Source organism: Xanthomonas sp. NCPPB 3959 (assembly GCF_056675575.1).
In genome coordinates, this window is sequence record NZ_JBWWVR010000016.1 from 79,264 (window position 1) to 93,514 (window position 14,251).

At 65.0% G+C, this 14,251-nt stretch carries 11 protein-coding genes; 3 read left to right on the forward strand and 8 right to left on the reverse strand.

From position 1 onward, the window contains the following. The first annotated feature begins 251 nt into the window (after positions 1-251). Complete coding sequence (locus tag AC1KVG_RS17575) at positions 252-1,664, forward strand: MFS transporter (RefSeq protein ID WP_481095233.1); 1,413 nt, start codon at positions 252-254, stop codon at positions 1,662-1,664. A 33-nt stretch (positions 1,665-1,697) separates the two neighbouring features. Here AC1KVG_RS17575 and AC1KVG_RS17580 read toward each other — a convergent pair whose 3' ends face one another. Then, the gene (locus AC1KVG_RS17580; protein WP_481095234.1) at positions 1,698-3,422 is read right to left on the reverse strand and encodes an ATP-binding cassette domain-containing protein; all 1,725 of its coding nucleotides are present in this window, start codon (positions 3,420-3,422) and stop codon (positions 1,698-1,700) included. Between the two features lie 84 nt (positions 3,423-3,506). Continuing rightward, positions 3,507-4,568 (reverse strand): phosphoenolpyruvate carboxykinase (ATP), encoded by a 1,062-nt coding sequence (locus tag AC1KVG_RS17585; RefSeq protein WP_481095235.1) that lies wholly within the window; start codon positions 4,566-4,568, stop codon positions 3,507-3,509. A 154-nt stretch (positions 4,569-4,722) separates the two neighbouring features. Between AC1KVG_RS17585 and AC1KVG_RS17590 the strand changes: the two genes are divergently transcribed. After that, positions 4,723-6,276: a B12-binding domain-containing radical SAM protein gene (locus tag AC1KVG_RS17590; protein WP_481095255.1), complete on the forward strand. Its 1,554-nt coding sequence runs from the start codon at positions 4,723-4,725 to the stop codon at positions 6,274-6,276. A 57-nt stretch (positions 6,277-6,333) separates the two neighbouring features. Further along, complete coding sequence (locus tag AC1KVG_RS17595) at positions 6,334-7,548, forward strand: nucleotidyltransferase family protein (RefSeq protein ID WP_481095236.1); 1,215 nt, start codon at positions 6,334-6,336, stop codon at positions 7,546-7,548. Between the two features lie 519 nt (positions 7,549-8,067). Here the strand turns inward: AC1KVG_RS17595 and AC1KVG_RS17600 are convergent. From AC1KVG_RS17600 to AC1KVG_RS17625, 6 genes are all read right to left on the reverse strand, one after another. Further along, positions 8,068-9,180: a glycosyltransferase family 4 protein gene (locus tag AC1KVG_RS17600; protein WP_481095237.1), complete on the reverse strand. Its 1,113-nt coding sequence runs from the start codon at positions 9,178-9,180 to the stop codon at positions 8,068-8,070. Beyond that, entirely contained in the window at positions 9,177-10,307 is a 1,131-nt protein-coding gene (locus AC1KVG_RS17605) for a glycosyltransferase family 4 protein (protein ID WP_481095256.1), read from the reverse strand. Before AC1KVG_RS17605 ends, AC1KVG_RS17600 begins: the two co-directional genes overlap by 4 nt. A 136-nt stretch (positions 10,308-10,443) precedes the next feature. Continuing rightward, positions 10,444-11,142 (reverse strand): class I SAM-dependent methyltransferase, encoded by a 699-nt coding sequence (locus AC1KVG_RS17610; RefSeq protein ID WP_481095238.1) that lies wholly within the window; start codon positions 11,140-11,142, stop codon positions 10,444-10,446. After that, entirely contained in the window at positions 11,139-12,359 is a 1,221-nt protein-coding gene (locus AC1KVG_RS17615; RefSeq protein ID WP_481095239.1) for an amidohydrolase family protein, read from the reverse strand. The genes AC1KVG_RS17610 and AC1KVG_RS17615 overlap by 4 nt, the downstream gene beginning before the upstream one ends. Positions 12,360-12,371: 12 nt before the next feature. Next, positions 12,372-13,214, reverse strand: coding sequence for a class I SAM-dependent methyltransferase (locus AC1KVG_RS17620; RefSeq protein ID WP_481095240.1), 843 nt, complete (start codon positions 13,212-13,214; stop codon positions 12,372-12,374). A gap of 157 nt (positions 13,215-13,371) precedes the next feature. Further along, positions 13,372-14,223, reverse strand: a complete 852-nt coding sequence (locus AC1KVG_RS17625) for a Wzz/FepE/Etk N-terminal domain-containing protein (RefSeq protein WP_481095241.1) — start codon at positions 14,221-14,223, stop codon at positions 13,372-13,374. Positions 14,224-14,251: the final 28 nt, after the last annotated feature.

Here is a 14,251-nt window from a genome sequence, read left to right on the forward strand (position 1 = left end):
CGTGTGCTCAACTATTGCTAGGGCCTCGCCCCCGCTCCGCGCCCCGGCCCGTGCTTGCGGCGCGGGCGCTCCAAGACAAGCACGCCAGTGGCGCGCAAGCCGTGCCTTCTCGCCCCGCAGGAGAGGGGCTTTTAGAGGGGCTTTTAGATGCCTGTGGCTGCTGGTGCGCGAATGCGTTGAGCGCGCCGCGAAGCACAGCTACTGACCCGTCAGATGGCTGGCTATGATGAATGCCGAACTGACCGCGCTGCATGACAATGGCTTTGACCGCTCCGCTTGACCCTGCTTCCGGCGCTGCGCAGATCGCGGCGCGCATCGATCGGCTGCCGGCCAGTGCCACGCTGTGGCGGCTGGTCGGCTTGCTCGCGCTGGGCGGATTTTTCGAGTTGTACGATCTTTTCCAGACCGCGTACATCAGCCCCGGGCTGATCCGCGATGGCATTTTCGCCAGCGGTGCGGATGGTGTGTTCGGCATGTCCGACCAGGCCGCGTTTGCGGCGGCGACCTTTCTGGGGCTGTTTGTCGGCGCCGCATTGCTGAGTCCGTTTGCCGATCGTTTTGGGCGCAGGCTGGTCTTTACGTTCGCGTTGATCTGGTACACCGCTGCCACTATGGCGATGGGCCTGCAAAGCACTGCCACCGGCGTCATCGTGCTGCGCTTTGTGGTGGGGATCGGGTTAGGCATCGAGCTGGTCACTATCGACACCTACCTGTCCGAATTGGTGCCGCGGCATATGCGTAGCGCCGCATTTGCGTTTGCGTTCTTCGTGCAGTTTCTGGCGGTGCCGGCAGTGGCGCTGACCGCCTGGCTGCTGGTGCCGCATGCACCGCTAGGGGTGAGCGGCTGGCGTTGGGTGGTATTGCTGAGTGGCGTGTTTGCGCTGGCGATCTGGTGGCTGCGCAGCCGTTTGCCGGAATCGGCACGTTGGTTGGCGGCGCAAGGACGCCATGCCGAAGCGGACGCGGTGCTGATCCAACTGGAGGCGCGCTGCGAACGCGATCTGGGCGCGCCATTGGCCATGCCGCAGCAGGTGGCGGTGCCGTTGGCACACAGCGACACGCAGGCATCGCTGTTATGGCGAGCGCCCTATCGCGGGCGCATCGGCATGCTGGTGGTGTTCCATATCTTTCAGGCGATCGGCTTCTTCGGTTTCGGCAATTGGCTGCCGGCACTGATCTCGGCGCAAGGCACCGGCGTGACCAAGAGCCTGGGCTATTCCTTTGCGATCTCGCTGGCCTACCCGTTGGCACCGCTGCTGTTGTTGCGGTTTGCGCAGCGCTGGGAAAACAAGTGGCAGATCACCGCATCGGCGTTGGGCGCGGTGCTGTTTGGCGTGCTGTTTTCGCAGCAGCATCAGGCGACCGGCATGGTGGTGTGCGGGGCGATGATTGCGTTCTGCAATGCCTGGATGAGCTTCGCTTATCACGGCTACCAGGCCGAGCTGTTCCCCACCGAATTGCGCGCGCGTGCAGTAGGGTTCTGTTATTCCTTCAGCCGTCTTTCCACCGCCGTGAGCAGCGTGCTGATCGGTTGGCTGCTTGCCCAGGTCGGCAGCCATGGCGTGCTGGCGTTTATCGTCATCAGCATGTCGATCGTGGCGAGCGTGATTGCGCTGTTCGGGCCGCGTACGCGCAATCGTGCGCTGGAAGAAATTGCCGGTTAATCCCGGTGCCGACGCAATTGAACTGCGCAGCGATTACGCGCGCGAGCTCGCAACTGCATCGACTTTGGCAGCTGCCTGCGCAGCAAGCACGACGCCGAGCGCAACCGTGCGATCTGCCACCGCCGCCAAGCTGGTGCGGTGCGAGACCACCACCAATACCGTCTGCGGCAGACGCTGCCGCAACATGCATAACACCTGATGTTCGGCATCCGCGTCCAGCGCACTGGTGGCTTCGTCCAGCACCGCCAAGGTCGGTTTGCGCAACAGCACTTGCGCCAACAACAAGCGCTGCGATTCGCCACCGGACAGGCGTCCCTCCGGGCCGTTGATCGGCGTGTCCAGACCTTGCCCGTCGCGCTGTAGGCGCGCGCTCAAGCCGACATCGCCCAACACCTCCCACATGCGTGCATCCGCTGTGCCGGGCAGCGCCCAGTCCAGACAATTGCGCACGCTGCGCTGCCATGGCCGCACGCCCTGGCCGATGTAGGCGCTATGCCGAACCAATGCGCGATACGCGCCGAAATCCAGCCGGCGTCCGGCCATATGCGCGGTGAACTGTGCGGGCGGGGTTTGCCCGGAAAGCACATCCATCAGACTGCTCTTGCCGATACCGGACGGCCCGACGACCAAGGTCATTTCGCCCGGCAGCAGAATCATCGGACCCAGATCGAGCCTGGGCAGCGGCGGTGCCAGGCCGATGTGTTCGATATGCAGCGCTGCCGGCAATGGCACTGCCGTCTCGGCCGATGCCTGCGCACGCGTGGTACCGAGTTCCACATAGCGCCGCCACAACTGCAGCGCCGGCCAGGCCGAGCGCAGTTGCTGCACGCTTTGCCGCGTGGTGACCAGATACGGCAGCAAGCGCCCGAGCAGCAGGCTGACGGTGATCAGCGCGGCGCGGTCGGCGCCCTGCCAGAGATTGGCCAGCACCAGAATGCCGGCGATCGCGGCCACGGCAGTGAGTTCGAGCACCAAGCGGCTACCCGCCACCAGCTCCTGCTGTTGTGCATAGCCCTGCCCCAGCCGCGTGGAAATGCGCTCGTAATGGCGGCTTTCGACATCTTCGCGCTGGAACGAGCGCACATGCCGCAGGCGACGCGGGAAGTCTTCGCTCAACCAGAACAACTGCGTCATATCGGCCACGTAGTCGCGGCTGATGCGTGCCTGCCTGTCGCTGCTGGAGATGCGCAAGCCCAACCAGGCCAGGGCGAGCAGCAACGGCATCGCCATCACTAACGCGGGTGCGATCAGCACGGCAATGCAGATGCTCACCAGCGCCGTCATGCCGGCCACCAATAGCTGCAGCACCGCGCTGAAACCTTGTGTGGCGATTTCGATGTTGTAGGTGAGCACGTTGGCGATTTCTGCCGAACTGGCACCGGACAAGGCTGGCAGCGGTGCGTCGATCAGTGCGGCATGCACGCGGCGGCGCAGCCCGATTGCGTAGCGGCTGGTCAGCCGTGCGGCCAGCCGCGCGCTATGCCATCGCAGTGCGGCAAATACCAGGCTGACGCCGGCAAACAGCGCCGCCTGCATCGCCAGACCATCAGGCAACGCCAGCCGATAGCCGGCCAACTGCACGCCATGGCCAGGCTGCACCAAGGGGACCAAGCAGACCGCCACGATGCTGCCGGCCAATGCAGCCGCCAGCGACAGGGCGACATAGAGCGCAATGGTTGGCAGGTCTGCAGGCACCAGCGTGCCGACGAACGTGCGCAAGCTGGCACGCCTACGATCGCGGGGGATGGAGGTCTGCATCTCAGTGATGCATGTCGTGCGAGAGGCGCTTCGGCACGCTGGCAGGCGTATGGATCACACCACAACGCACCGGCATCTGCGCCCTCATCGCAGCAACTGCAGCAGTGCATCCACCGATGCCTGTGGATGCGCGCCGCGCCGCAGCGTGAACATGCCCACGCGCTGCACCTGTTCGACAAAGCGCTGCCACCCCGGTTGACCGGCGGCGTAAGGTTGATCGCGCGCCAGACACTCGGCAATCTGCTCGGCCGGCGTTGGCAGCAGACGCTGCGCCGACGTGCTGGCAGGTGTGCCGGACAGCATCACCACAGCGCACAGCTGCAAGGGCGTGCGCGCCAGCTGTGCACGGCCATGGCGGATATCGATCTCGAACTTCTCCACACCACTGCGGCGACGGATGGTCGGCGATGCGCTGATCCACGCGCGAGTGTCTGCATCGACCAAGCCAAGCGCGTCCGAGCGCAGATGCAGGAAGTTGGCAACGCCGGTGGTCAGCAAACTTTCCGGCGCAACGAACACGCCGTCTTCGGCAATGAAGTCCAGCCCATGCAGCAAGCTGTGCAGCGCCAGCGTCGACTTGCCCGCGCCGCTGGCGCCGAGCAGCAACACGCTGCGTCCGTGCCGGCCCACGCAGGCACCATGCAGCGGCACCAACGCCATGCCACGCGCGGCGAGCAGGAACACCGCAAATTCGATCAGCTCATAACGCACGTGATAGGCGTGGGTGAGCATGTCCTCGGAGACCACCAGCATGGCGCGACGCTCGGGCACCGACAGCATCAGGTAATTGCAGGCATCCATGACGCCGCACAGCAAGCCACCGCTTGCGTGCGTGCGCACCGGTGGCGGTTCTGCGCTCGATGGCGCCTGGCCACGCGGCACCAGATCCAGCGTGATATGGAATTCCGGCGCAGCCGGCAGGCGATGCGCGGGCAAGCCTGCATAGGCGGCATCCACCAACGCCAGCAACGCCTCGCTGTCGCTCTGGAAATGAAACAGCGCGCCGAGAATCTGCCGGCGCACGACGAAGCGACGCGCACTGCGCTCGCCGAACGGGTCTGCAGGCGATAGCGCATTGCCGGGCGCCGCCAAGCGTGCGGTATCGCTCACTGGCAGGAGTTCCGCCAACGCGGCCGAGTGCGGCATGCCTTCCATCCATTGCATCAATCAGCCGGTGGGTGCCGATCCGTTGCTGAAAGGTTGCATCGCTGCCATCGATGAAGATGCACAACGCTTTGCACAGTGTGCATCGCAGCGGCGCAACCAAACGCATCTGCGTGCGCACCTACTGCCGAGCCGAATGCCGGTGTCTGCGCACGCCATTGCTGCGCGTACCTGGCAACAGAACGAGAGCCTTGTGCAGATGCTAAAGATCCAGGTCAGTCATTCGTATTTTCTGCGTTACGACCCAAAGCAATGGGAGCGCGGCAAGCCGTATCCACCGTTGGCAACACTGCAGGTCGCAGCGTTGCTGCGCGAGCGTGGCCACACCTTGAGCCTGTTCGACGCGATGCTGGCCGAGGATGTGCAGGACTACACCGGCGCCTTGCACGCCGCGCAGCCGGACCTGGTGGTGTTCTACGAGGACAACTTCAACTTCCTCACCAAGATGTGCCTGAGCCGCATGCGCGAGGCTGCCTGCCAGATGATTGCGCAGGCGCGTGCGGCCGGTTGCCGCGTGCTGGTGGCCGGATCGGATGCCTCCGACAACCCGGATGTGTTTCTGGCCGCTGGCGCGCATGCGGTACTGATCGGCGAAGGCATCGCACCGCTGCTGGAACTGGTGGCGCGCGTCGAAGCAGATCCCACCATCGACACGGGTACCTGGCTCGCGGGCGTTGCACGTATCGCCACCAGCCCCTCTGCTGAGGCACACGTGCATCGTGGCGCACAACCGCCGGACGCACGCCTGAGCGGCCTGCCGGCATGGGACCTGGTCGACATGCCGCGTTACCAGCGTTTCTGGCAGCAACGGCACGGCTACTTCAGCTTGAACATGGCCGCTTCGCGTGGTTGCCCGTTCCGCTGCAACTGGTGCGCCAAGCCGATCTGGGGCAACCACTACAAGCGCCGCGATGCCGAAGATGTGGCTGCGGAAATGATCCACCTCAAGCGCAGTTTTCAACCCGATCATATCTGGATGGCCGATGACATCTTCGGCTTCCATATCGATTGGGTGGAAACCTTTGCGCAGCGTTTGACCGATGCCGATGGCGCGATTCCGTTCACCATCCAGACCCGCGCCGATCTGGCCAGCGAGCGCATGGCCGCGGCACTGGCGCGCGCCGGCTGCGCAGAGGCATGGCTGGGTGCGGAAAGCGGCAGCCAGCGCATCCTCGACAAGATGACCAAGGGAACCACGGTTGGCGAGGTGATCGCCGCACGCCAACGCCTGGGTGCGCGCGGCATTCGCGTGGGTTTCTTCATTCAACTCGGGTATCTGGGCGAGGAACTCGACGACATCCTGGCCACGCGCGCCCTGGTGACGCAGGCCAACCCGGACATCATCGGCGTCAGCGTCTCCTATCCCCTGCCCGGCACCAAGTTCTACGAAGAAGTGAAAAACCAGTTGGGCGGCAAGACCCATTGGCAGGACAGCGACGACCTGGCGATGATGTTCCGTGGCGCCTACGGCTCGGAGTTCTATCGCAGCGTGCGCGATCTGCTGCATACGCAAGTGGATCTGCAACAGGCGTGCGCAACGATGAGTGCCGATGCGTTTGCGCAGGCATCCGATCGCCTGGAAGCACGCTGGTCCGAACTGATCGCCTCGGAAAAACAGCATCGCACCGAACCGCTGGTCAGCGTTGCCGCAGGTCAACCGCGGCAGCTGGCAACCGTGCTGGTCGGCTAGCGCGCAACGCCTCTCGATCTTCTCGCACATCACCTCGCCTTACCGGATCACCTTCGCATGCAGCCTTCCCTTCGCACCATCAAGCACGGCCTGCGCACGGCCACCGAACGGCTGGCGCAGGAATTGGCGCAGCCGGGGGAAGTGGCGCCGCAGTGGGATCGGTTGCAATGGCAGCTGGCAGCCGCAGCGGCGGCAGCGCATGGCGTATCACCGCTGCTGCAGCGTCGCTCGCTATGGCAGAACGCCGAATGGACGACGTTTCTGAGCGAGCAACGCCGCCATGTCGAAGATCGGCATCGGCGCATCGCCCTATTGCTGACGCACATCGATGCTGCGGCGCGTGCTGCAGGCATCGCGCTGGTCGGTCTGAAGGGAACCGCACTGCATCGGCTTGGCGTGTACCTGCCGGGCGATCGGCCGATGGCCGATATCGATCTACTGGTGGAGCCGGGAGACGCACCAGCTGCAGCAGCACTGTTGTGCGGACTCGGTTACGTGGCCTCGTTCGAACAATGGAAGCATCAGGTCTTCAAGCCGATCCAAGGCGAAGCGGTCGCGGGACTGGGCGAGCATCGCGATGCGCCGATCAATATCGAGCTGCATACGCGCATCCAGGAACGCTTGCCGGTGCACAGCGTGGACATCACATCACGCATCCTGCCGGAGCGCCCGCAGCCAGGCTTGAATCCCTATCCGTCCGTCGGCGCATTGATGTGCCATCTGCTGCTGCACGCGGCCGGTGGCATCTGCCATCGCAGCATCCGGCTGATGCATCTGCACGATCTTGCGTTGCTGGCCACGCGCATGGGGCAGCGCGATTGGGACCAATTGTGGGAAGAGACGAGCGTGTCGCCGTGGTGGGCATTGCCGCCGCTGCTGCTGCTGCAACGCTACTACCGCAGCGTGGTGCCGGCGGCGGTGATGGCGCGCCTGCAGGCCGATTGCCCGCGGTTGTTGCGTATGCGTGCGGCCCGCCAGACCTTAACCACGGCCTCGTGCTCCAACCTGTGGTTGCCGGCACTGCCCGGCATCGAATGGTCGCGGTCGCTGAGCGAAGCGCGGCAGTATCTACACAACCGCGTTGCGCCGTCGGCCGAAAGCCGCAAGGAACGTGCGGACATGTTGCAGACACAGCTGTGGCTTCAAGGGCAACCATGGGTACGGCAGACCCAGGCACGCCGATTGATGACGCGGCTTACGCGACCAGTACCGCGCACCGACATGTTGTATGTGGTGCGTGCGGCATTGGATGGGTATTTGCAGCCAGTTTGAAGGTAGGAGCGACTGACAAAACCACTTTACGTAGGTTTGCTGCAGGGCGGCTTGGCTGCAGAGCGGTTGATCTGCGGCCTGGTTGCAGGGCCCTTGCCCGCCCACCATCGCGGGACACGCCGCAAGTACGTCCGTGTAGGCTCTTACGCGGCATCCATGCCGCGTAAGGTCCCGCGATGGTGGGCGGGCAAGGACCAATCAAGATGGTCGGTGTGCATGTTTTCAAGCAACCAGCAAACTGTCTGGTGCGGTGCCCTCACCGATTGCGGGACCGTGTGGCGGCATGGATGCCGCCACCGAGCCTACATGGACGTACTTGCGGCGTGTCCCGCGAGCGGTGAGGGCATCGCGCCCTCGACCGACTCAGCGTTTGAGCTGGGCTTCTGACTGCATCCAACAAGAGAAAGCCAACAAAACCCATGCGCTCACCGCCAGGCGACCGCTCTTTGCGTTTTGTTGGCTGATCTGAAAGTGGTTTGCGCAAGCCCGCAGTCTATTGCCTACTCCGTGCCCAGGTACCTAGTGCAGCGGGCGCTTCTCGCATAGTTGGCGGTAGAGCTTTTCGAACAGACGCGTGGTCGATGCCGCGTCTTCGCGTACCGCACGGCACTGCGCCGCCCAGGCCAGACGCAAGCGCAGTTCGTCGTCGGCCACCACCTGACGGACGGCTTCTGCCAGCGCGGCCCAATCACCCGGCGGCACTGCCAGTGCGCAGACCGGTGCCCACTCGACCAGATGCCCGACGGCCGTCCCCACTGTGGGAACACCTGCCACCGCAGCTTCCAGCAGCACCAACGGCCCGGCCTCGTGCAAGGACGACAACACCAGCAGATCGGCTGATTGCATGATCGGGCGCAACTCGCGCTGGGTCTTGAAACCCAAGAAACGCACCTGCTCGCTCAGGCCCAGCTGCTGCACCAGGCGATGCATGGCGCCATCCAGGGTATCGACGCCGACCATGTCGAGGGTAAAGGCGACATCGGCGCGTTTGAGCGCCGCCATCGCCCGCAACAACGTGGTCTGGTCCTTGACCGGGTTGAGGCTGGCCACGTGCAGCAAACGTGCAATTGCGCCAGTACGCGCGCGTGGTGCGGCCGCTGGCCAGGCGCGCAGATCCACGCCCAATGGCACCCGCTGAGCGCGGATGCCGAGTGCTTGCAGCGAATCGACGATGGGCGCGCTGGCGGCAGTGACGCAGTCGGCCAGGCGCAGGATCACTGCTTCGCGCAGACGCCCGCGCCACTTCCGCCGGCCGCCGTAGCCGATGGCATGCAGTGCGACCAGCTCGCCACCGGCGATATGCACCATGCTTGGGCGACGCAGCAGTTTTGCCGCCGCAACGGCGATCAAACTGCAGTAGCCGGAAAAGATCGCCTGGATGACGTCGAACGGTGCGCGCCGATGTTCGTCACGAATAGCGGCGATCGCGCGTAGACGGGTACGCTGCGCGCCGATGTTGTGCACGGTGGCGCCGCGCAATGTCCAGGTGCCCGGCATCGGCTCCTGATGCAGCACGAAGACATGCACCTGATGATGGCGCGCCAGCCATTCGATCAGGGTCAGGAACACCGGAATCACACGGACTTCGCCGCTGCGGTCCACACCGCCCGGTACCACCAAGGCCAGTTTCATGCTGTGCGTCCCGGCGCGGTGGTCAGTAATTGGGTGTAGGCGTTCGCCCAGCGTTGCCCCACGGCGGCAAAGGACAGCCGTGCATCGAAATGCGCACGGATCTGTGTGCGATTGGATCGCTGCCGGGAGACACGCAATAGCAGTTCCGCCAAGGCCGAGGCGTCGCCCACGGGATACAACTCGCCCACCGCACCGGCATCGCTGAGCGCGCGGAAAGCAGGGATATCGGTCAATAGCGGCAAGCTGCCGCAGGCATACGCTTCCACTGCGGCATAACCGCAACTTTCCGCATGGCTGGCCGAGACGAACAGGTCGCAGGCGCGCAACAGGGTTTCCACGCGTGCATGCGGCACCTTGCCCAGTAGCTGCACACAGCGCGCCAGCTGCGGATCGTCGCGCAGGCGCTGCTGTATCTGCTCCATCAACGGCGCCTGGTCGAATACGCACCATAGCCGCAGCCCGGGCAACACGCGTGCGGCCATGGCGATGGCATCGAGCACGCACAGCGGATCCTTGGCTGCGCTCAGATGGCCGACCCATAACACACACGGGTCGCCATGCAGACGCGTGTGCTCGCGTGCCTGCAAGCGATCGCCCGGCAAGAAGCGGCTGCTCGATTCGGGAATCTCGAATAGCTGCGTGCTGGATCGAAACAAGCGCGCACGCAGAAACGGCTGCGCCAGTTCCAGCGAGGTAAACGCAATACCGGCAGCAGCCGCATAGCGCGCACGCCATACAAGCCGGCGCCACCAGCGTGGCGGGCGATTGGCATGGTCCTGCAACAGGATGGGACTCTGCGGCAGCAGGCGCGCAAGCCGCCGCGCATCGCCGGCAAATTCCAGCCCGTGCACGTGGATCACGTCTGCGTCGATCTGGCGCAGCATCGCGGCGAGAATGTGCGCACGCTGCTTGCTACCACGAGCGGCCAGCTCGACGAAGCGGTAGTCCACGCCCTGGCGTGTGAGTCGAGTGTTCAGTGCCGAGGCCTGGATCACCGTCACGCGCACCCCCGCGCTGGCCACCGCCTCGGCGATGTCGGCCAGCGATGGCCATTGCGCGAAGACCTGTTCGACGCTCAGGCCGTCGGGCGTTGGCAGCAGATTGAGTTGCGCCACATGCAGGGTCATGGCGCAGACATCGACTGGCATGCACATTCTGCAACGCCAATGACGCGCTCTTGCGCGCAACGCAAGCGGCTCGGGTCGTAGCGCTTGCAGGCCGTGCATGCGCTGCCATCGGGAATCGCAATGAACACCACATCACTCACGCGATGCGCCGCAGACGCATCACCAAGGCAACCGGCACCTGCAGAGCCGCCTGGTCGAAACGTGCACCGGGCGGAATATCGGCCGGGTCCAGCATCGGTTCGGCCACCGCTTCGATCGCCAGGCCCAGCGATGCGCATGCCGCATGCCAATGACTGTAGAGATGTTGCGTATGTCGCACTGCGTACTGCCGGCCGTCGGCCTTGAAATCGCGTCGCCAGCCCAGTGCATGGCCAATCGGATGCACATCGCTGCACAGCACGATCCCACCCACGCGGGTGACGCGATGCAGTTCTTCCAGCGCAGGCCACAGCTGCTGCAGATGCCCGACCACCAGACCGCAGACGCTGAGATCGGCAAGTGCGTCGGGCAAGGGCAATTTATCGAGACTGCCTTGTTGCAGACTCACGCGTGCCGCTGGCCAGTCGCGGGCGAGCTCGGTGCCGGCGCGTTGCAGCATTTGCGGCGACAGATCCACACCGGTGACATGCAGCGCGCCACGCTGTAATGCATGCAGCATGTAGCGACCACTGCCGCAGCCGGCATCCAGCACATGTTGGCCCTGCAGGGCGCCGGGCATCAGCGCGAGCATGGCGCGTTCTTCGGCCAGCATCACCGGGTTATGCGCATGCGGCGGATACGCCTGCGCCCACAACGCATAGGCCGCTGCCGGCTCAAGTGTCGGCACAGCACTCATGACACAGCACCGTTGGCTGCCATCGCGATGGATGGCGCGTGCGCGGCGTGCGGCACGCACTCCAGGCCGGGTTCGAGTGCCAGCACTGCCGGGTCGGCCAGCCTGGCATCGAGCAGTTTGGGGCGACCGTCCAGCAACACCGGTACGGTCTGGATACCGGCCGCCTCGAACCAGTCGGCGAAATCCGGATCGGCGATGCGCGGGGCGCCATCGCGTATCACTGCGCGCAGTTCACTCCGTTGGCAACCGATGACGCTGGTGGCAGGATCGCCACCGCGATCGCGCACGATCAGCAGATCTGCGGCTGCGCCTGGGGCGATGCACCCGCGCGCTTGCATGCGCAGGATGCGCGCAGATTGCTGGGTGACCATGCCGAGCAATAGATCCGGTGCGAGCCCGCTGTCGGCGGCGATGCGCAGTTCTTCCAGAAGATCGCGCGCACCGCTGATGCGCGAATCGTTGCCCAATGCCAGCCGCCCGGCCATGCACAAGCGCCACGGATCGAGCGTGCGGCCCAGCAGCGCGAGATTGCTCGAAGGACACCACACCACCGCCGCGCCGCGTGCGATCACCCGGTCGATATCGCATTCGCCCATGCCCACGCCGTGGATCAGCACGCTATTGGAGGCCAGGCAGCCGAGCCGATCCAGTTCGTCGAGTTCGGCACCCGCCACTGCGTCGGTGCCTTCGGCCAGGTGGATCATCCACGGATGTTCGGGCGAAGTGGCTGCAAAGCTGCCCTGCACCGGCGGGCCATAGCCGGTCCAGCCCAGCGCATAGCTCCAACCGAACTCGCGCAGCAGACCGACCGGGAAATTCGCCTCATCCAAGGTCGCGTGCCAAGGGTCGTGCTGCGCCACGCAGGTGACACCGGCCAGCAGATTCTTCAAACCGCCGTGGCGCAAGCGCACCGCCTTGGGCACGCGCAACGCAGCTGCCACCTCGGGATGCTGAAAATGTGCCTGAAACGCCTCGATCCATGCGTAGCTGTTGGCGAACGGTGCGCCTTGCGGCAGTGGCGGCACACAATTGACCTGCAGATGATCGTGCGCGTTGATCAAGCCCGGCGCCAGCACGTGGCCCTGTAAATCCAGCCGCAGGCTGCCGGTGCCGAGCGTGCCGCCGAAGCGGCCCGCGCGCATCGTCACTGCAGCGCGCGAAGGACCGGCCAGGGTGATCGCGCGTGCACCCTGCAGACAGACATCGGCCATGGACATCGGCGTCTCCACTCAGCGCTTGCGCATCACGATCAGGAAGTGGTCGCCCATGTCGCGCAGCAGCGGCAGCCCGCCCAAACGGTCGTCGCACTGGCCCAGGCGCTCAGACAGACGCGGATGCCGTTCGCAAAAATCCACCAGATACGGCGGCGGCAGGAACAGGCTCAAGGCGCGATAGCTGTCCAGCACGAAGTGCTTGTTGAAGGCGCGGTAGAACTCCCGCGGCAGGTGGTACCAGGTCCAGATGGTGTGGCCGTTCATGCCTACCGCGGTGACCCCGCGCGCGGCACGCACCGCTGCGCGCTTGAAGCGCCCGCGCAGCGTGTAATGGCCGATTTCCCACGGGCAGATGCGCCCGATCACCGAAAACACCAGGCAGCCATCGGCGCGCAGCAGACGTGCGCACTCGGCAGCCACTGCCGGCAGGTCGGGAACGCAATTGAGCGGGCCGAAGTTGGAGTACATGCCATCGAAGGTGCCGTCCAGCTGATCGAGCTGCTGGATACCGACGTGGGCGGCGGTCAACCGTGCTTCAAGACCTTGCGTGGCAGCGCGATGGCGGGTGCGTTCGACCATCGCCGGCGACCAGTCGGTGGCCAGCACGCTGTAACCGCGGCGTGCGAACTCGCCGGCATCCAGACCGGTGCCGCAGCCCAGATCCACCAGCCGCGACCCCACCGGCAACTCGGCCGCAACCGTGTCCCAAAGCGTGGTGCGCATCCGCTGGATCAGCGCATTGTTGCCGCGCGGGCCATCGTAGTCGGGGGCCACGCTATCGAACGCACGTTGCGTCTCAAGCAAGCGCTCCGGAGCCACCGTGCCGCCACGCGCCGCATGCTCATTGACCACCGACATGCGCAGCCTCCCACACCAGACCAGTTGTTCTCACGACACGCTCCAGACGCGACACCGCCAACGCGGTATCGCTTGATTGACCCGTGAGTGCCACGCGCAGCGGCTTTGGTTGCAGCCTGGTGATCGATGTCCCACCTGCAACGCGTTGCCGTTTACCTCAGGCGACGGAATGCCCAACGGCAACCCTGCGACGCCGCCAGGCATTGCGTAACACCGCTGCCAGCACACCCAACCCGGCGCCAGCGAGCAAACCGGCCGCCCAGGCCGTGATCGCATTCGGAAATGCCTGGCGATCGGGCACATACAGCGGCCACGCCAACGAGGTCTGATACGTGTAGCGGGTGGTAAGGCGGGCGATGAGATCGTCGCGCTCGGCTTTCAACGCGCGGATGGTGGTGTTGCTGTCGGTCAGCAATACACCGGCAACCAGCTGCGCCGGAGTGGCCGCAGCACCGCCCTGCCCGGCCTGCACTTGCTGTTGCAGTTGCGTCCGGTTGACGAGCGCCGCGCGCAGGTCTTCATTCAACCCTTGTAGACGCGTGCGTGCGAGCTCAAGCGCCACCGCGTTGGTCTGGCCGTGCAGCGTCTGCAGCTCGGTCACGGTGGCCATCGCAAGGCGGCGTGCCTGCGCGGACGATTCGGCACGAATGGTCACGCCGATCAGATTCGCGTACGGGTCCGGATCGGGCTTGAGACTGCCGCGATACAACTGCGCAGCGCGGCTGTTGAGCGACACGCCAGCCTTGCGCAGCACCGCATCCTGAAACAGCCGCGTCTTCATACGATCGATCACGCGTTGGAACGGCTCGACCTTGGGGTCGCGCCCGGCCGGTGTAGGGCCGATTTCGCCGACCTGGATCCAGGCGGTGGCCTCCCACTGCGGTTTGGCCAACCGGGTGAAGGCGAACGTCAGGCCAAGCACCACCACCAGCGCGGCCAGCGCCCAGCGCCATTCGCGGCGCAGGATGTGCCACAGGTCGATCAGGTAGATATCGTCGTGTTGATTCATGGTGCACCGGCTCTGGAACGTGGTGAAA